This window comes from Wolbachia endosymbiont (group A) of Pogonocherus hispidulus (genome assembly GCF_964028195.1).
Classification (GTDB): domain Bacteria; phylum Pseudomonadota; class Alphaproteobacteria; order Rickettsiales; family Anaplasmataceae; genus Wolbachia.
Map to the genome: position 1 here is coordinate 146,792 of NZ_OZ034750.1, position 18,993 is coordinate 165,784.

An 18,993-nucleotide genomic window follows, 5' to 3' on the forward strand; every position below is an offset into this window, starting at 1 on the left:
TACTTAGAATGCAAAGTTTAATAAAGATTAAATAATAATCGCTGACTTTAATATACCTATAGACATGCCTTGTGTAAATCGTCTATAATTCAAGTAGGGGTCTGTGCTATGCGTTATGAGTTAAGTTAAATTTCCCGAGCGATAATTTCTAGTCAAGGGAATTGCCTCTATTAATTTCGTTGAAATTAGTACGCGATGCCCACCTTAACTTTAGTCTCAGGAATCTACTAAGGCTGACGGTAGATACGGATCCTATTTTGATTGGTTTAACCATTTATGCTTCATCAATACAGAGAACAAGGTACCTTCCTATGTTCGCCTAATGAAGCATTCCAAATTGTAATTGATGTTGAAAGGTATCCTGATTTTGTTCCTTGGTGCAAAGCCGTTTATATAAAAGAAAGAATTAACAACCAAATGGTTGTGGATCTCCTCGCAGCTTTTCATGGAATTAAAGGTAGATATACATCAGAAGTTACTTCTCTTTCTCCAAGTGGAACAAATGAAGGTTGGATAAAAGCTGTATCATCAAATGGAATATTTAAACATCTATACAATGAATGGCAATTCATTCCCATAGATGAAAATAAAACTATGGTAAAGTTTTATATAGAGTTTAAGTTTAAGTCCAACTCATTTTCCACTTTATTAAACTCAGTATATAAATATACACAGAGTAAAATAATTGCTGCATTTAAAGATAGGGCTGAAAGCCTTGCTAAACAAAAGTTATCTTGACATTATTAATATAAATATGTAATTTTTTTAGTAAGTTAAGTGTTTGTATTGTAATGATTTTTAGACTATTGTTTTTACTAATTCTTATGAGTGTTAATTCTTATGCAGTTGTTAAATCCAGTAACCAACATATTCAAAAAGAAACTAATGAAATAACATCAAAGGAGTTACTATCACTATTACCTGATGATAAATTATTAGGAGATCCAAAAGCACCAATTCTAATGATAGAATATGCTTCATTAACTTGCTATCACTGCTCTCTTTTTCATAGGAATGTTTTTCCTAAAATTAAAGAGAAATATATAGACACAGGTAAGATGTTATATATATTTCGTCATTTTCCTTTGGATTACAGAGGGCTAAAGGCTGCAATGCTAAGTCATTGCTACGAAAAACAAGAAGACTACTTTAATTTTAACAAAGCTGTTTTTAACTCAATAGATTCATGGAATTACTACAATTTAAGTGATTTGACTTTACTACAAAGAATTGCTGCACTAAGCAACTTAAAGCAAGATGCATTTAACCAATGCATTAATGATAAGAAAATTATGGATAAAATCGTAAATGATAAATCACTGGCAATTAATAAACTTGGTATCACAGCCACTCCAATATTTTTCATCAAGCTTAACGATGGTAAGTCATATATAGAGCATAATAAAGTTAAACATGAAGGGTATAAAGAGCTGAAATACTTCACTAACGTAATAGATGAATTATATGGAAAAGCTATAATGAAGTAAACCACTGTAGCTTACCATATAAAAGACTCTATGCTGGTATCCGTTCAGCCAATGGCGTCAACTTAAGGGAAAATATCAGCGATAGTGTATAAAATTTCTCTCTAAATTTTTTATCATTAAATTATCCAAAGAGTGCAATAAACAGCACTTTTGTTTCTGTTTTATTTCAACAAAGAAGTCTAAAATGTGTCCTTTTTAGGTGAAACATGCAAAAAGGAAAAAATCTTATTCTACAAATTAAAAATATAATATACTCGAAAGCTTTTCAGAGAATCCATTGTGTTGAGTTTCACACGAACAAGAAAACTTCCTTTTACGACAGTATTTTCTATGATTTTAAAGTTAATTAAGAAAAGTTTAGGAATAGAATGTGAGCTTATGGATCCATTAAGTTCCACCCTCAAAGCAAGCTTTTTCTAAAGCAAGATATAAATACAGGTTTTAAAGAATTTAAGCATCCAAACAGCCTATCAAGATGAGCCTGAGTATGGAACTTGGAGAGGCTATAGGCTTATTGCAGCAGATGGTTCTGGTATTCGATTACCGAGCTCTGAAGAAATTGTATCCGAGTTTGGCCGTTTTAAACCAAATGGAACAACAGGTATAATGCCACCATTAGCAATTTGTTTGTTGATTTATGTACTTCGCTGATTTGCAGTGCTCGCCTTGCAGCTTGGAATGTGGGTGAGCAAACGTTAGCAGAAACCTGAAGTCGTTACTCAAATGCGTTCATTAAATCAAGATAGATTATTATTTATCTACGACCGTCTTCATTAAAATTCATTCAGCAGCATTATGAATTGAAAGTAGACTTTATTTTTCGCTTGCAAAAAAGAAATTATAGCAAGCTATGGGAACGAATTTCATCTGGTGAATTAGATTTTGTGCTAGAAAATAAAACGAAAAGCCAAAAAGTAAGAGTAATAGTGCTTACTAGCCAATGGGGAAACAGAGGTATTGATTACTTCACTTTTTGACCGAGACTTTGGAAGATATCAGCAAAGCTTATGTGTTAAGGTGGCATATAGAGGAGTGCTATAAACGACTCAAAATAGGTGCAGAATTAGAGAATTTTTCTGGCGTAAATTTAGAGGCTGTATTACAAGAATTTTGGGCAAACTTAGTCATGTGTAATATATTGTCGCTTCATATGTGTGATGCACAAGGGCCTTGGAATCCAGATCAAATTGCTGAGTATCGTTTAAATTTTTCAGTTTTATTTGGTGTAATGAGGCAGAAACTCTATCAGGTACTTATTGCGCCAAAAAACTTTCAAGCCCTTTTTAAGTATACGCGCTAAAGTCAAAATCCGACCAGGACGATTGTATAGCCGCGATAAGGTAGATAAGCCCAAACGCCATCATGTCTTTAGGAGAGTTTGCTAATGGAGGCTCTTAAGTTGACGCCATTGACTGTTCTCCCTCGTCACGGTATCTCTAGATCCCGCTAACACGTAGCGGGATGACGAGGTTATCGTCATGCTGCCGCGAACTGTCATGCCGCCACGAACCGTCATACCGCGATTCATTCGCGGTATCTTAGCCGCTAACAAGCAGCGGGATGACGAGCTTATCGTCATACCACCGCGAACCGTCATACCGCGATTCATTCGCGGTATCTCATCCGCTAACACATAGCGGAATGACGAATTACTTGACCTTTACAGGGATGACGGTTGTCGTTTAGCCATAAATATTTAAGAAATTTACCAAGTGAAAAAAAGGCAAAAGAAGCCCCGTGGTTGGCTAATTACTTACATTATACTTTCAAGTATGGCGTTTTTTTATTCTAAACACTTAATAACCGCGATTCAGCTACTTTTAAATGCAACTAACCTAAATTATAAACGTTAAGAAATTTACTAAACAGAAAAAAAGGCAAAAGAAACCCTAGGGTAGCTAGTTATTCACTATCCATTTTTTAAGTTGGCGTTTTTTTATGTTTTAAACGCTTTATAAGCGCGTTTCAGCTTATGTAGGTAGAAATTTTATAAAGACATAAGGTGCACATAGTGCAAAAAATTAAACATGAGACGCCAGATACGTGAGTTTTTTTGTCATTTAATCTGTACAGAGAAGATAAATAAATAGCTTCAGTCTCATGATAAGGGGACTGGCGAGGTTTGTCAAGCAAGTTTTTCGTTTCTGTGGGCTACTTGAATAACGGCTACAATGTTTGTACAGCTATGTACATAGTGCTGGAACCCAAAAAAAGAACCAAGTAGCTTGGCTACTTGGATGACAGAAGGTAATACAAGAAGTCTATTGGCTCTCGTATACCTTAATGAAATTTAACAAGTTTATCTATAGTTTTAGTGATGATTCTTGGAGTATCCGGAGAAACTGCTGAGCTCAGCCTATTTAACCGCTCTATAGCAAACTCGCTATTCTCATTTGTTATGAAATCACATAAAATATTTTCTATATCCTTAGTAATACTTTCATGCTTTCTCAGAGGATGATTATGTGGATACCTACTGATGGTTTTGATACTGGAATACTCAACAAAAGTTTGATCTTTAAAAGCAAGTTGTCTCAATTTCTCTTTGAATTTTCCTTCTTCCTCTTTTGCTAAAAGGCGAGACTTTATCAGTGATTTTATAATCAAATTTATAGCTTGATGTATTTCAGAATGCACTATAACTTTAATGGTATTTTCTTCTACTATACAATCATAAATATTTTTTTTGCTCTGTAACGACTCTATCAATGTCTTGCTACTTTGTGAATTCAATTCCAAATTCTCTTCACTCATAGGAGTTATTATGAAGGTGTTCTTACTCACTCTGATGTTAAATTGTGGAGAGCCTTCAGAAAAGGAAAATGCTACATTCTTAGATTCAAGTGCGTGATTGTATGCAGCAAAAAGGGTGTGTGCTATAACACTGCTGGGCACCTTCATTCCATGTTTACTCAGGTGGTTCAATACATTTTCAACCTCATGATATGTAAAGTCTGTATCTTTTAGTAATTCAACAACTTCTATATTGTTGTGCTGTTTATACTCTATTCTCACTTCTTCTGTAAAAAGTGTTTTAGCTGCTATATGTTTATCAAGCACTGTGAAGATCTTGATGAAGTTCTCTAAATCTTGTTTGTTAACTAATTCGATACTAATTAAGTTTCTGCTAATAATTGAAATATTTTTTGTCATTTTTTCCCACTAAAAAAACTCACTAAATGAATTGTATTTTTAATTCATTAAGAATTGTTTAAGGTGAGCATACTAGCTTTTTACTTGTGCGTTACATGACAATGAAAGCAAGATGAAAATTATATAAAATCATCGTGTAGTACAACGCCTTCTTCATATTCGTCATTGCTACTTGTGTAAGTTGTGACATCAATGTGACTGTCATTATTATTTAGCATATCATCCAATTTTCCTTCTCTTTCAAGATCCATCAATTTGTCACACCCCCCAATGTGCTTATCGTTGATAAAGATCTGTGGAACTGTTCTAACGTTATACTTTGATTTTATGTCGTTAAATAGATCTGAGTTTTTGAGCACATCGATTTCTTCATATTTCACACCTTTTTTATCCAGCAACTCTTTTGCTTTTTTGCAGAATGGGCAGTGCTGCTTTACATATATTATAACTTTTCCTTTAGTATTTTTCACAATTTATCTCCGTAGCTTACTAAAATATAGTTATTATATATAAGAAACATGTAAAAACATCAAATTGTATGAAAATTATTTATAATTGTGAGCAAGAGAGAGGAAACAACATAGCACTAACCTTCGGAAATTTCGATGGCATTCATTTAGGACATGAATTTGCAATTTCTACTCTAAAGAAGGTAGCACAAGAAAGAGGATTACCCTCCGCAGTTTTAACTTTTGAGCCTCATCCATCAACTGTTTTATTTGGTAGAAACAATTTTAGGTTAATAGACCAAGAACAAAAAAAGGAACTAATCAGCAGCTATGGTATAGATTACTTGTATATTGTTAATTTTAGTAGAGGTTTTTCTGAGGTTAGCTGCGATGACTTTATCAGTAAGATTTTAATAGATAAATATGGCGCTAAACACATAATTGTCGGAGAAAATTGCACTTTTGGTCATAAACGATTGGGTGATATATTAACTCTAGAGAAATATTCTGAAACATATGGATACTCTTTGACTAAATTAGAGCCATTAATAATTGACAGCAAAATTTGCTCTTCTTCTTCAATCAGAGAGTATGTACAGAAAGGTGAAATAGACATTGCTAATAAATTACTTGGTAGACCTTATCAAGTTTCTGGTGTTGTGACAAAGGGTGCGTGTAGAGGTAGAGAAATAGGATTTCCAACTATAAATATTCCCATAGAAGATTGTATGATAAAGCCTAAATTTGGTACATATTATGCTAAAGTGATGTTTTCTTATAATAACCCAAATTGGTTATATGGAGTAGTCAACATTGGTATGAGACCTACATTTAAGGATCTGAAAAAGCCCATAATAGAAATGCACATATTCGATTTTGATGAAGACGTATATAATCATAAAGTCAATATACAACTTTTAAAATTCATAAGGTCAGAAAAAAAATTCCATAGTATTGAGGAGTTAACAAAACAGATAAATTATGATATACTTAAAGTTTATAGGTTAAAGGCAAATTTATGAAAAAGTTATGCTTAATTGTTATATTAATTATAGTATTGATTGACCAAACGAGCAAATTGTACATAAACTCATTGATTGATGAAGAAGAATCAATTGAGATCACTAGCTTTATAAAGCTAGTTGAAGTTTGGAATTCAGGCATTAGTTTTGGAATGTGTAGCGCTTTACCACATGGCAGTTTCTTTTTGTCAGCAGTTTCAATACTAATAATTGGTATACTTGCATACTTGATATACAAGTCTGATGATCAGTCAACTTACCTTGGTTTTTCTCTGATGATTGGTGGAGCAATCGGAAACGTAGTTGACAGGATCTACTGGGGAGCTGTATATGATTTCATATATTTTCATATTGGCAATTGGTACTGGCCAGCCTTTAATTTAGCGGATTTATCTATAGTTTGTGGAATGTTTACATTGTTATATAAGTGGTATATATACGATATGTTTATTTCCAAACAAAATGAGGAATAAAATAATTGTTTTTATATTAGGTCGAAATAATGCTTCATAAGTTTTTTAGTTTTCTTATACTACCTGCACTTTTTTTTACTTACCCAATTTCTTTGAAGGCTTTAAGCATAGAGCACGACATAAAACATGCTAAACTCAGTAACGGACTAGATATCTATGTTGTTCCTAATCATCGGATTCCAGCCGTTTTACATGCAGTAATATACAAAGTTGGGGGAATGGATGATCCAATCGGCAAAGCAGGATTGGCTCACTACTTTGAACATTTAATGTTTGAAACTACAGGGAAGTTCACAGATATAGAAGCCACTATGAGTAGCATTGGGGCCCAATTTAACGCGTTTACCACTAAAGAATATACCTGTTACTACGAATTAGTCCTCAAAAATGACTTACCACTAGCAATGGAAGTTGAAGCAGACAGAATGGGCAATTTTAATGTTACTCAAGATAAAATAGATAGAGAAAAAAACATTGTGCTGGAAGAAAGAAAAATGAGACTCGATAATAATCCTGAAGTTTTACTATGGGAGGAAATGGAAAGTGCATTTTATCGTACTGGCTATGGCAGATCTATTATCGGCTGGGAGAGCGATATCAAAACTTACAATCAGGATGACATAACTAGGTTTCATGATAACTATTATCACCCCGGCAATGCAATATTACTGATTGTGGGTGATGTGGAACTTGATGAAGTAGTGAAATTAGCAGAAGAAAAATATGGCGAAATTAAAGCTAAGCCTGTAATGAGACATTACCCAAATCAGGATCCAGTACATAATGCAGGTTTATCAGTAACTTTGGAAAGCACTGAAGTAAAAGAGCCAGTTTTATACTTTCGCTATCGTGTTCCTTTATTTGAGCACACAAGTGAAACCTCTGCTGCTCATTTAGCGGTTGACATTTTGGGGAATGGCAAGTCTAGTAAACTATATAAAGATTTAGTTCTAGATAAGGATATAGCAGTGGAAGTATTTGCTTATTATAACAGTTTAGCTTTTAGTAATGGTTACATTGAGATTCGGGTAACTCCAAAAAGCGGAGTGAATTTGGATACTGTTGCAAGAGAATTAGACAGTGCTATTAATAACTTTGCCTCTGAAGGAATAACAAATGAAGAGTTGCAAAGCTCGAAATATAGATACAAAGTAGCACAGTTTGATAATCTATCTGATTTAACTCATATAGCAATGTTTTATGTGCCACGCCTTGCACTTGGTATTCCACTTGATGAAATAGATATTTCATATAGCAAAATCAATGATGTCAATCTAGAGGATGTAAATAATAAAATCCGTGCTATTTTTTCTGCTAATAAATTAGTCGGTCGTTTGCTACCAAAAGGAGGTAATAATGAAGATAAGTAAACTTGTATTTCTACTTTTTTTCTGTCTAGGCTTTAATTTACAAGCAAGTGGTAACTTAAATATAGAGGAGGTCACTACCCGTAAAGGATTTAAGTTTCTATTTGTTGAAAACTATGACTTACCAAAAGTTTCGATAAATATCTCATTCAAAGATGCAGGTTATGTGTATGAAAATTCGGAAAAACAGGGACTAGGTTGGTTTACTTCTCTTATAATTCAAGAAGGGGCAGGAAAAAATGATGCCAGAGATTTTGCGAAAAAGCTTGAAGATAAAGGGATTAGTTTAAATTTTATTGCTGGTTTAGAAGCATTTAGGGTTTCATTAAATACTTTGTCTGAGAATCTAGAGGATGCAATTTCGTTACTAAGCGACGCTATAATACGTCCTAAAGTTGACTCTGAAGGGTTGAATAGAGTTTTCGAGAAAGCCAAAGTTGATTTTAATAATCTTGAAAAAAATCCTTTTTTTATTGCTGGAGAAGAATTGAATACGTTATTGTTTAAAAAACACCCTTACTCAAAAAGTGTGTACGGTACTCTTGACACTATAATGAGCATTACTAGGGACGATGTTTTAACATACATAAAGCGTAATTTTGCTAAAGATAACATAGTTATCAGTGTTGCTGGTTGTGCAAAAAAAGAAGAAATTATTACGTTGTTAGATAAATATTTATCTAAATTGCCGTCAAAAAGATCAAAAGTTAGAAAAATACCTGTGAAAAATGATTTTGGTTCTGCAGAAAGTAAGAATATTTTTATGGATATACCACAAAGTGTGATACTTTTTGCTCAAAAAGGTATAGCTTATGAAGATCCTAATTATTATAACGCTAGTGTCTTGATTAATGCACTTGGTGGCATGGGGCTGAATTCAATATTAATGAAAGAACTGAGGCAAAACTTGGGTATTACTTATGGTGTTTATGCAAGCATTATTCCCAATAAACATGGGAACTTTATAATTGTAAGTCTTAGTACTGATAGTTCTACTGCTGGCAAAGCTATATCAGCGGTAAAAGATACATTGAGCAGAATAAAAAAGAAAGGAATTGATGAGCAGTTGTTCAAGGATGCAAAAATTGGTATGGTAAATAATTTTGTCCTTTTCCTGTCCAATAACACAAATACAGCAATGCTGCTGGATGATATGCAGATAAACGATCGCGATATTAACCGTATAAATAATTATGCGAATATCATTAATGACGTTAAATCAGAGAAAGTAAACGAACTGGCAAGTTCTTTACTGGAACCCGAAAATTTATTTTTTGTTGAAGTTGGAAAAAACACTCAAGGTCAATAATTATTGCAGTCAATACTTTCTGCTATTGATCTTACTGCTTCTACATAACACTTATGCTCCTCAGCTAGAATGCGTTCTGAGAGGCTTTGAATATCATCAGCTGGTAACACTGGCACAGCAACTTGAGCAATTATGGCTCCAGCATCAATTTCAGGAGTGACGTAATGTACAGTACAGCCTGCGATTTTTACTCCTGCTTTTAGAGCTTGCTCTTGAGCGTTTAGGCCTTTAAAAGATGGAAGTAGAGAGGGATGAATATTTATCACCTTGTTATTCCATTTACTGAGAAAATTAGCTTGCAGGATTCTCATAAACCCTGCAAGGCAAATTAAATCAACCTTATGTTGAACAAATATTTCGTGAATTTTATCAGCATCAAGTGGTTTATCTCTAACAACAAACGCTGGCACTCCTGCTTGTTCTGCTATTTTTAGGCCAGCAGCTTCGCTATTATTTGTGATAGCGCACACAACTTCTGCAGGAAAATTACGATTTTGACATGCCTCTATCAAGGCCTGCATATTTGATCCCCTGCCTGAAATTAGTATCCCAAGTTTCACCTTTTTCATTTTGTGCAATTGATTTGGTGTAATAATTAATGTTAACAAAATAACTCAAAAAGTAAATCTATAGCTAAAGTGACTTAGGTTTACCAACGATTTGAAAAACAACAAATTCGTCATTCCGCTACTCGTTAGCGGAATCTATGTTGAGATACCGCGGCGGTATGACGTGGGGAAACCTTTCTTGGGTTAGCTATATTTCAGAGTGCTCCTGTTATGAGCTGATGTCCAACTGTCATTTTACAGCTTAGCTTGCTTAGGTAATGCAGAAATAAGAGGTGCCCAATATAAACCAGCCTAAATCAACTTTAATGTTTGGATATCGTACTATTTTACATAACATGCCATTATGAATATATATTTTTATGATTGCGTTATCATTTATTTAACAAAGTATTAGTATAATCTATCTACTGGATTAAATGGAGAAAGTTGAATGAGTAAATTACCGAACAATGCAAAAATAGGTAAATCTCAGGTTACTCAGTGGGAGGTAATAAAAAATTGTGAATATGCTGATAATTGCTTGTCAAAAATAGTAACTTTATACGTTATTAGAATAACTAAGCTATCAGATTTTTATACAAATGACGAACCTGAAATTAACACTGTTTTAGCAAGAATAAGCGTGACAAGTGAAAATGTATTTTTAAACAAGGCTACTACTATTGAAGTTATGGAAGGTATTTTTCCGTATAAATTCAACAGCAAGAAGAGAAATAACATACTAAGGTTAGAAGATTTATATAATTATTTATGTTCTATTGTTAACAATAGCCTTCCAAAAGAGATGCTTGAAAGTCTTGTAAAGGAATATAAGGATGCTGTTAACTTATTTAAAGCAATTACTTGACTGAACATAGTATTTTTAAGATTTTATTTTCTATTTCAGAAATGCCGCTTTCAAGATCTTTATCTATCAGATACATGGTAGAGAAATATGTTTTCTGCTTACTTTCAACATTGATAGTTAAAGTTCCAGGAGTGATTGTAACCGAATTGGCAAATAACGCAATGCTTTCATCATTATGCCCTTTGCATTTTCTTAGGATAATGATTGGCTCAAGCTTAGATTTGAGTCGTAGCACCTTTTTTGTTACATAAATACTTGATAAAATGATTTGGTACATTAACCATGGTATATAACTTACTAACTTATAAAACGACAGTCTACTCGTACCATTTAAAATCTGGCTAAGAGCTCTTTCAGCGTTTATCAACCTTCTAAAGATAAATAATGTGAATATAGAGGAAAACACTCCACAAAAAATAAAAAATGGCTCAAAATAACCAGACAATACAGTCCATAGAGAAAATAAAATTACAAATGATAGAGAAAAAAACTTGATTTTTTGCCTAAGGTTCATGGTTTGCAGTATAACTTGAATGATTTTTTAAGGAAAGATATATTATGAATTAAGTCAAAAACTCTGTAATATATTGAAGCTTAAAGATATCTTTAGATATGGAAGTTATTGCAGAAAATAGGAAAGCAAGGTTTGAATATTTCATCTTAGAAGAATTTGAAGCGGGTATGGTCTTATTAAGCAGTGAAGTTAAATCGCTAAGAGAAAGAAAAGTAAATATTTCCGACGCCTACGTTATCGAAAAGAATAGCGAAATATGGCTGCACAATATGCATATTGCAGAATATAAAGCTGCAAACCGAAAAAATCATAAACCAAAAAGGGAACGTAAACTGCTTTTACATAAAAAAGAGATAAACAAACTAATTGGTCAAATCAAAACCGCTGGGATAACTGTTGTGCCGCTTTCGATCTATTTTAATGATAAAGGATTGGCAAAAACTAAAATTGCCATTGTAAAAGGAAAAAAACTCTACGATAAGAGAGCAACCATAAAACAGAGAGAGTGGGATCGTGAAAAAAGTAGATTGTCTAAGAATAATTTATAGCAAAATATGTCTTTAAATCCAGTAATTTTCAGCATCGGTCCTGTTTCTATATATTGGTATTCCTTAGCTTACGTTTTGGGTATAGTGTTTGCATATTGGTATTTACACAAGCTAGACGACCAAAAAATATTTACTAAGAATTTTTACGACTCGTTATTAACAGCCACTATTGTAGGCATTATCCTTGGAGGTAGACTTGGCTACGTATTGATATATGATCCAGTTCTTTATATAAGCAACCCTATCGAGATATTGAAGACCTGGGAAGGAGGAATGTCATTTCATGGTGGTGCTATAGGAGTTTTGCTTGCAGTAATAATTTCGTGTAAAAGACATAACATTCCTATATTTTATGCACTGGACCTAGTTTCTTGCGGAGTTCCCATAGGTTTATTTTTAGGTCGCATAGGCAATTTTATAAACGGAGAGTTATTTGGCAGAGTTACAACTATGCCATGGGGTATGGTATTTCCAGAGAGTGGTGATAATTTGCTGCGTCATCCAAGCCAGCTTTATGAGGCACTTTTTGAAGGACTGCTACTTTTTGCAGTTGCAAATTCACTGTTTTGCTTGACTAGAATAAGACTGTATCACGGTGCGTTAACTGGTATTGCAGTTATGTGGTATGGAACAGCACGTTTTTTCGTTGAGTTTTTTCGCGAACCAGACTATCAAATTGGCTATTTGTGGCTTGATTTAACTATGGGGCAGTTGCTTTCTATACCTATGGTTTTGCTGGGAATGCTTGTATATCCAGGCGCATTAAATTTAAAATTTAATACGAAATCTGTTACATAGAGGAAAGGTGAGTTTAATAGAAAAATGTAGCCAGAAACCCTACATCATGCACAATTGTACGAATTTTCTGCGTTGCAGTAGAATGAATGTGAGATCCGGTGTCATTCCAGCGTGTGACGCTAGGCCATAAAAATTCCTTGACACCCTTCGCCAGCCCCCTTATCATGGAAGTGAAGCTATTTATTTATCTTCGCAATCTGCAGATTAAAACGACAAAGGGAACTTTGTATTTGGCGTCTTATTTTTAATTTTTTGCACTATGTGCACCGTATGTCTTTATAAAATTTCTAGGTTTTTACCTACATAAGCTGAAACGCGCTTATAAGTCGTTTAAGACAGTATAGTACGCCAATTTGCAGGATTAGAGAGTGAACACTAATTACCACGGGGTTTCTTTTGCCTTTTTTTCTGCTTAGTAAATTTCTTAAACATTTTAGCTAAGGTTAGTTGCACTTAAAAGCAGTTAAATTGCAGTGTTTAAGACTTAAAAAACGCCAAATACTGAAAATAGACAATGACTAGGGCTTCTTTTGCCTTTTTTTTGTTTGGTAAATTTCTTAATATTTATGGCTAAGAGATACCGCGAATGAATCGCGGTATGACGGTGTAGATGATGGTTAAGTATCCCGCTACGTGTTAGCGGGATCTAGAGGTACCGCGGCGGTATGACGGTTCGCGGCGGGATGATGATAAGCCTCGTCATCCCGCTACGTGTTAGCGGGATCTAAAGATACCGCGAATGAATCGCGGTATGACGGTTAATTATTCCATGGCGGTATGACGGTTCGCGGTAGCATGACGATAACCTCGGCATCCCGCTACTCGTTAGCGGAATCTGCTGAGATACCGCGGCGGTATGACGTAGGGAAACCTTTCTTGGGTTAGCTATAGATTCACCTCGCCTATTCAGCTAATTTTTATTACAATTATAACAAAATAATTTTGGCTTTGATGAAAACTGTATATGTATGTCAATCCTGTGGTCATAGCACTGGTAGGTGGGTAGGGAAGTGTATTGCATGTGACAATTGGGATACAGTTGTTGAAGAAATAGCAGTAAAAACGGGCAAAAGAAGTATATCTGCGCCAATTTTAATAAAGACGTTATCGGGTAGCGAAATTATCACTCCAAGTCGTTTTCTAACAGGAATAGAAGAATTGGATAGAGTTTTTGGTGGGGGTATCGTTCAAGGTGCTAGCATTTTAATTGGAGGCGAACCTGGTATTGGAAAATCTACCCTTTTGCTTAGAATTGCAGCTAATGTTGTGCAACTTTCCTCTTTTGAATGTCTTTATGTATCTGGCGAGGAATCTTTAGAGCAAGTAAGCCTCAGAGCAAAGCGTCTTAAGATAAATGAACCTAAAATTAAGCTTTTATCTACAGTGTCTTTAACTGATGTAGTAGCAACAATAAAGGAAAATAAAAGTATTAAATTCTTAGTAATTGACTCTATACAAACAATGTATGATAGCAGAATTACATCAGCACCAGGAACTGTAACTCAGGTCCGCACTTGCGCACATGAATTAACCATTCTTGCGAAACAATATGGTATTTCTCTTTTAATAGTTGGTCATATAACTAAGGATGGACAAATAGCTGGACCTAAAACTTTGGAGCATATGGTGGATACGGTATTATATTTTGAAGGTGAAAATAGTAATCAATATCGCATTTTACGCACTATTAAAAATAGATTTGGTCCTGCAAATGAAATTGGTGTTTTTGAGATGTCTGAAGCAGGACTTGTGCCTGTTGATAATCCATCATCATTGTTTCTGATGGCCCATGACAGAGAAGTAGTTGGCAGCGCTGTATTTGCAGGAATTGAAGGTTCAAGACCAATTTTAATGGAAGTTCAAGCGTTGATAGCAGGGACTAATATGGCAACCCCAAGAAGGGCAGTAGTTGGGTGGGATATTAATCGATTGGCTATGATCATCGCGGTGCTAAATGCTCGCTGTAAAATGTTTTTGCATGATAAAGAAGTGTACCTAAACATCGCTGGAGGATTGAAAATACAGGAACCATCGGCTGATCTTGCTGTTGCTGCTTCCCTTATTTCAAGTGTAGTAAATTTACCGCTGCCAACTTCTTCAATAATCTGCGGTGAAGTTGCACTTTCTGGAGAAATTAGGAATGTCTCGCATGCTGATCTTAGACTAAAAGAAGCACAAAAGTTAGGATTCAAAAAAGCAATTATGCCTAAAAATGGTAATTACTCTTCTCATGATATTGAGATAATTAAGCTTGGTCACGTAAGGGAATTAAGAGAAGTCTTTAATTACAATTAAATAACGCTTCAGCAAATTCTTTACTAGTAAACTCCTTTAAGTCCTCTATACTTTCGCCAATTCCTATAGCATGTAACTTTACCTTATAAGCTTCTGCAAGTCCAATTACTACTCCGCCTTTAGCGGTGCCATCTAGCTTTGTTACGATTAGCCCGGTAACATTAACCATTTTGCTAAATGCTTCTAATTGGCTATAAGCATTTTGGCCGGTAGTTGCGTCAAGAACTAAAATAACGTCATGAGGAGCAGTATCATCTAATTTCTTTATCGTTCTATATATTTTTGATAATTCCTCCATAAGGTTCACATTATTTTGCAGCCTTCCTGCTGTGTCAATTAGAACAACATCAATGTTATCTTTTATAGCTTGACTTACAGCTCTATATGCCACACTTGCAGAGTCGCTACCGTACTCTCCAGTAACGATAGAACAATCAGAACGTTCTGCCCAAATATTTAATTGCTCACTAGCAGCAGCTCTAAATGTGTCACACGCAACAAGCATAACAGATTTTCCCATCTCCTTATATTTATATGCGAGCTTACCTATAGTCGTGGTCTTACCATTACCATTTACTCCACATACCATTATTATATGTGGTTTTTTGTTTAAAATTAACGGCTGTACAACTGGGCTCAATATAGCTTCTATTTCGTTCATTAACTGCTGCGAGATAATATTATGCTCAACTTCCTTGTCAAATTTGATGCTTGCGAACCTATCGATAATCAACTTAGAAGTTTTATGACCGATGTCCATGCTAATTAGCAATTCTTCTAATTCATCTAAAAGCGACTGATCTAATTTTTTTTTATCAGAGAAAATACTCTTTACTCCATCGCTAAAGCGCGAAGAAGTTTTCAACAAGCCTTTATAAAGATTACCAAATAAACTCAAGGGAATGCTCCTTTTAAAATTACAAACTTAATTACAATATAGAGAATGACATGCACTACGTGAATTTGTAAAGTAAAATACACTCATTTTAGCGTTATTTTGTGAGTAAAATTCCCGTGATACTAGTGTTTTTTCTTTAGTTTTTAACCTAAATATGTTATAATGTAAGTAATAGTTTACAGGTAATTTTATGAGTTATAATGAGAAAATTTTAGATCATTATGAAAATCCAAGGAATGTTGGCTCTCTGGATAAAAATGATCCAAATGTTGGTACTGGTTTAGTTGGTGCACCATCGTGCGGCGACGTTATGAAGCTGCAGATAAAAGTCAATGACAAAGGTGTGATTGAAGATGCAAAATTTAAAACTTTTGGTTGCGGTTCTGCCATTGCTTCAAGTTCCTTGTTAACAGAGATGATAAAGGGAAGAACCATCAGTGACGTTACACAGATAAAGAATACTCAAATAGTGGAAGAGTTGTCTTTACCTCCAGTGAAGATACACTGCTCGGTGCTTGCTGAAGATGCTATAAAGGCTGCTATTCATGATTATCAAAGCAAACAAAATAAAGTGGACATTGAGAACTAAAGCATGAGTGAATATCAAGGAGTAAACGCTATAAAGAAAGATAAAAAACTTATTACTATAACTGCGAAAGCAGTGGAGAGGATAAGGTATTTATTGGACCAAAAGAAGCATACTAACCTTGAGAAACCGGAAGAAGCAATAGGAATAAGAGTGCTAATTAAACAAAAAGGATGTTCTGGTTTAAAATATGATATTGAATATGCGTATGATACTCGTCCTTTAGAGTCGATGATTGAGGAAAACTGCAGTGATGACCAAAAAGTTAAAGTGTTGATCGATCCAAAATCCGTCATGTTTATTCTTGGCTCTGAAATGGATTATGTAGAAGGAAAATTTTCATCGGGTTTTGTTTTCAAAAATCCCAATGAAAAAGGAAAGTGTGGTTGTGGAGAGAGTTTTCATGTCTAGCAGCTATTTTACATTGTTTGAAATTGAACCAACTTTCAATATCAGCTTTGATGAGTTAGAGAAAAAATATATTGAGCTAAGCAGGACTGATATAAACGAAGGACAATCTAAAAATATAATTAATATTAACAAAGCTTATCAAGTGCTAAAGTCACCACTAGAACGTGCCAAGCATTTGTTGAATCTTTTTGGTGTGGAAAGCCCAAAGGATCATCCAAATTCTGAAATATTAAATGAATCAATGGAAATAAGAGAATATTTGCTGGACTGCGATGATCTACAATTTGCAAGTAGGATGGTTGATGAAAAAATAAAAGATTGCGTTAAAAACCTAATTAACACTTTTGCTGTAAAGAATTTTGATGGAGCTGCTACACAAGTCTTAAGATTGAAATATTTATATAAGTCATTTGAGGAGGTGAAAAAGAATGCAACCAATTCAAATTTCTGAACCAAATTCAAGTGAAGTAGTTTTTGGTATAGATCTTGGTACTACCAATTCTTTAATTGCCATGGTAAATAAAGCTGGCAACGTGGAGATATTTAAAGATGAGCAAGGAAGAGAGCTACTACCTTCTGTTATTTCGTATGAAAATAATACATTGAAAACTGGCTGTGACGTCGGTCAAAATGCAATCTACTCAATAAAGCGTCTAATGGGTAAAGGTGTTGAAGAATTAAATAAAGAAGGCCTCAATTTTGAAATAGATCATGAAAGCGAAAAAGTTATTAGAGTAAAATGCTCAGAGGAGAAGTATCTTACTCCTGTTGAGATTTCTGCTGAGATATTAAAAGCTTTATGCGAGAGGGTAAAAAAATCCACAGGGATAAAAGTGAAAAAAGCAGTAATTACTGTGCCAGCTTACTTTGACGATTCAGCACGTAACGCAACTAAATATGCAGCAAAATTAGCTGGCATAGAAGTTCTTCGCCTCGTTAACGAGCCAACCGCTGCAGCGCTTTCTTACTCCATTGAAAAGAACAATAACAGTGGAATATATGCAGTTTATGACCTTGGTGGAGGAACATTTGATATTTCGATATTGAAATTACATCAAGGAGTGTTTCAAGTCCTTGCGGTTGGTGGTGATACCAAACTCGGCGGTGATGATTTTGATCACCTACTAAGTTCAATTGTACTTGATAAGTATAGAGAAAAAGTAGGTTTAAACAAAGAATGCTCTAGTGTCATCCCAGTGCTCCGACACTGGGATCCAGAAAGTTTGATTACAAATGAACACACTAGAAAGTTATATAATAAGAACTGGATTCCAGTGTCAAGCACTGGAATGACAGGGCTATTATCATTCGTTAAATTACGTACTGTGAAGGAATATCTGAGCAAAAATACTGTAGGCACTTTTGGCTTTAACATTAACGGCAAGCCATTTGAATGTGAAATAACTAGAGAGAAGTTCGAACAGGCAATAAGTCCTTTGGTTAACAAGACTATCAATATAGTCACTCGTACTATAAGCGATATAGATCTTAAAATTGATGATATAAAAGGAGTAATTTTAGTTGGTGGTGCAACTAGAACACCATTGGTTCAAAATTCACTAGTCAAACTCTTTGGAAATAAAGTACTAAGTGACGCAGATCCAGATAAAGCAGTGGTCATTGGAGCAGCTTTGCAGGCTCATTCTGTTCTCCTTGATGTTCTACCTTTATCACTTGGCATAGAAACTATGGGAGGCATAGTTGAAAAAATCATACCAAGAAATACACCACTACCAGTTTCAGAGATAAAAGAGTTTACAACTTATGTTGATGGGCAACCAGCAATGAAAATTCACGTTTGTCAGGGAGAACGTGAAATGATAGAGGATAACAAATCTTTAGCGCAGTTTGAACTAAAAGGTATACCGCCACTGCCTGCAGGTTCTGCAAGAATTGAAATAGAATTTACAGTTAACGTTGACGGGATCTTGACTGTTACTGCAAGAGAAAAAGCTACTGGAATTGAGCAGACAGTTGAAGTAAATTCAAATTTTGGCTTGAGTGAAGCTGATGTTCAAAATATGGTTAACCAGTCAATAAACAGCTTTGATGAAGATATGAAGGCTCGTTCCCTTGCAGAGGCTAAAATTAACGGTAACAAGCTCATACATCTAGTTGAAAATGTTTCCACTGATCAAAAGTTGAAAAACCTATTACAAAACGCAAAAAACGCTTTACAAGGCAATGACTTGAATGAAATTAACAACGCTATCGCTGAGTTAGAAAGTTCTGCTTTAGAATTATGTGAATTAACAGATAGGTAGAGT

19 protein-coding genes, 1 other RNA gene and 1 pseudogene are annotated in these 18,993 nt (G+C 34.6%); 16 read left to right on the top strand and 5 right to left on the bottom strand.

Translation table 11 applies throughout. The features are described from left to right. The first annotated feature begins 95 nt into the window (after positions 1–95). The 4 genes and pseudogenes from ssrS to ABWU58_RS00725 all read left to right on the top strand — a co-directional run bounded on the left by ssrS (position 96) and on the right by ABWU58_RS00725 (position 2,872). Positions 96–256, top strand: a non-coding RNA gene (gene ssrS / locus ABWU58_RS00710) — 6S RNA. Positions 257–276: 20 nt separating this feature from the next. Further along, positions 277–738, top strand: a complete 462-nt coding sequence (locus tag ABWU58_RS00715) for a type II toxin-antitoxin system RatA family toxin (protein WP_353283286.1) — start codon at positions 277–279, stop codon at positions 736–738. Positions 739–791: 53 nt separating this feature from the next. Next, positions 792–1,487, top strand: a complete 696-nt coding sequence (locus ABWU58_RS00720) for a DsbA family protein (protein ID WP_353283287.1) — start codon at positions 792–794, stop codon at positions 1,485–1,487. A gap of 206 nt (positions 1,488–1,693) precedes the next feature. Beyond that, positions 1,694–2,872: pseudogene (locus ABWU58_RS00725) on the top strand (IS4 family transposase). Between the two features lie 895 nt (positions 2,873–3,767). Here the strand turns inward: ABWU58_RS00725 and ABWU58_RS00730 are convergent. After that, on the bottom strand, positions 3,768–4,640 hold the full coding sequence (locus ABWU58_RS00730) for a hypothetical protein (protein WP_353283288.1): 873 nt from the start codon (positions 4,638–4,640) through the stop codon (positions 3,768–3,770). Between the two features lie 119 nt (positions 4,641–4,759). After that, positions 4,760–5,110 carry a glutaredoxin 3 gene (gene grxC, locus ABWU58_RS00735; RefSeq protein ID WP_353283289.1) on the bottom strand — a complete coding sequence of 117 codons (351 nt, stop codon included), beginning with the start codon at positions 5,108–5,110 and terminating at the stop codon, positions 4,760–4,762. 68 nt (positions 5,111–5,178) lie between these two features. Here grxC and ribF point away from each other — a divergent pair, with 68 nt between their 5' ends. From ribF to ABWU58_RS00755, 4 genes are read left to right on the top strand one after another with little or no spacing between them, the layout of a single operon-like run. Beyond that, on the top strand, positions 5,179–6,111 hold the full coding sequence (gene ribF / locus ABWU58_RS00740) for a riboflavin biosynthesis protein RibF (RefSeq protein WP_353283290.1): 933 nt from the start codon (positions 5,179–5,181) through the stop codon (positions 6,109–6,111). Continuing rightward, positions 6,108–6,584, top strand: coding sequence for a signal peptidase II (gene lspA / locus ABWU58_RS00745; RefSeq protein ID WP_353283291.1), 477 nt, complete (start codon positions 6,108–6,110; stop codon positions 6,582–6,584). Before ribF ends, lspA begins: the two co-directional genes overlap by 4 nt. A 29-nt stretch (positions 6,585–6,613) precedes the next feature. Then, complete coding sequence (locus tag ABWU58_RS00750; protein ID WP_353283292.1) at positions 6,614–7,954, top strand: M16 family metallopeptidase; 1,341 nt, start codon at positions 6,614–6,616, stop codon at positions 7,952–7,954. Further along, a complete protein-coding gene (locus tag ABWU58_RS00755) occupies positions 7,941–9,260 on the top strand; it encodes a M16 family metallopeptidase (RefSeq protein WP_353283293.1) in 1,320 nt (439 codons plus the stop codon). The genes ABWU58_RS00750 and ABWU58_RS00755 overlap by 14 nt, the downstream gene beginning before the upstream one ends. Here ABWU58_RS00755 and purN read toward each other — a convergent pair. Then, complete coding sequence (gene purN, locus ABWU58_RS00760) at positions 9,254–9,829, bottom strand: phosphoribosylglycinamide formyltransferase (RefSeq protein ID WP_353283678.1); 576 nt, start codon at positions 9,827–9,829, stop codon at positions 9,254–9,256. The genes ABWU58_RS00755 and purN overlap by 7 nt on opposite strands. Positions 9,830–10,259: 430 nt before the next feature. Here purN and ABWU58_RS00765 point away from each other — a divergent pair, with 430 nt between their 5' ends. After that, on the top strand, positions 10,260–10,676 hold the full coding sequence (locus tag ABWU58_RS00765) for a hypothetical protein (protein WP_353283294.1): 417 nt from the start codon (positions 10,260–10,262) through the stop codon (positions 10,674–10,676). Here the strand turns inward: ABWU58_RS00765 and ABWU58_RS00770 are convergent. Beyond that, positions 10,669–11,190 (bottom strand): Na+/H+ antiporter subunit E, encoded by a 522-nt coding sequence (locus ABWU58_RS00770; protein ID WP_353283295.1) that lies wholly within the window; start codon positions 11,188–11,190, stop codon positions 10,669–10,671. The two genes, ABWU58_RS00765 and ABWU58_RS00770, sit on opposite strands and share 8 nt — an antisense overlap. Positions 11,191–11,288: 98 nt before the next feature. Between ABWU58_RS00770 and smpB the strand changes: the two genes are divergently transcribed. From smpB to radA, 3 genes are all read left to right on the top strand, one after another. Beyond that, a complete protein-coding gene (gene smpB / locus ABWU58_RS00775) occupies positions 11,289–11,738 on the top strand; it encodes an SsrA-binding protein SmpB (RefSeq protein ID WP_353283296.1) in 450 nt (149 codons plus the stop codon). A 6-nt stretch (positions 11,739–11,744) separates the two neighbouring features. Further along, positions 11,745–12,536, top strand: a complete 792-nt coding sequence (lgt, locus tag ABWU58_RS00780; RefSeq protein ID WP_353283297.1) for a prolipoprotein diacylglyceryl transferase — start codon at positions 11,745–11,747, stop codon at positions 12,534–12,536. A 951-nt stretch (positions 12,537–13,487) separates the two neighbouring features. Continuing rightward, positions 13,488–14,831, top strand: coding sequence for a DNA repair protein RadA (radA, locus tag ABWU58_RS00785; protein ID WP_353283298.1), 1,344 nt, complete (start codon positions 13,488–13,490; stop codon positions 14,829–14,831). Here the strand turns inward: radA and ftsY are convergent. Then, entirely contained in the window at positions 14,818–15,729 is a 912-nt protein-coding gene (gene ftsY, locus ABWU58_RS00790; RefSeq protein WP_353283299.1) for a signal recognition particle-docking protein FtsY, read from the bottom strand. The genes radA and ftsY overlap by 14 nt on opposite strands. Before the next feature lie 190 nt (positions 15,730–15,919). Between ftsY and iscU the strand changes: the two genes are divergently transcribed. Genes iscU through ABWU58_RS00810 form a run of 4 tightly spaced genes read left to right on the top strand, consistent with a single transcriptional unit; the run spans position 15,920 to position 18,990 of the window. After that, positions 15,920–16,318 carry a Fe-S cluster assembly scaffold IscU gene (iscU, locus tag ABWU58_RS00795; protein ID WP_341819324.1) on the top strand — a complete coding sequence of 133 codons (399 nt, stop codon included), beginning with the start codon at positions 15,920–15,922 and terminating at the stop codon, positions 16,316–16,318. Between the two features lie 3 nt (positions 16,319–16,321). Beyond that, on the top strand, positions 16,322–16,726 hold the full coding sequence (locus ABWU58_RS00800; RefSeq protein WP_353283300.1) for a HesB/IscA family protein: 405 nt from the start codon (positions 16,322–16,324) through the stop codon (positions 16,724–16,726). Beyond that, positions 16,719–17,177 carry an iron-sulfur cluster co-chaperone HscB C-terminal domain-containing protein gene (locus tag ABWU58_RS00805; RefSeq protein WP_164224977.1) on the top strand — a complete coding sequence of 153 codons (459 nt, stop codon included), beginning with the start codon at positions 16,719–16,721 and terminating at the stop codon, positions 17,175–17,177. Before ABWU58_RS00800 ends, ABWU58_RS00805 begins: the two co-directional genes overlap by 8 nt. After that, positions 17,155–18,990, top strand: coding sequence for an Hsp70 family protein (locus ABWU58_RS00810; protein ID WP_353283301.1), 1,836 nt, complete (start codon positions 17,155–17,157; stop codon positions 18,988–18,990). Before ABWU58_RS00805 ends, ABWU58_RS00810 begins: the two co-directional genes overlap by 23 nt. Positions 18,991–18,993: the final 3 nt, after the last annotated feature.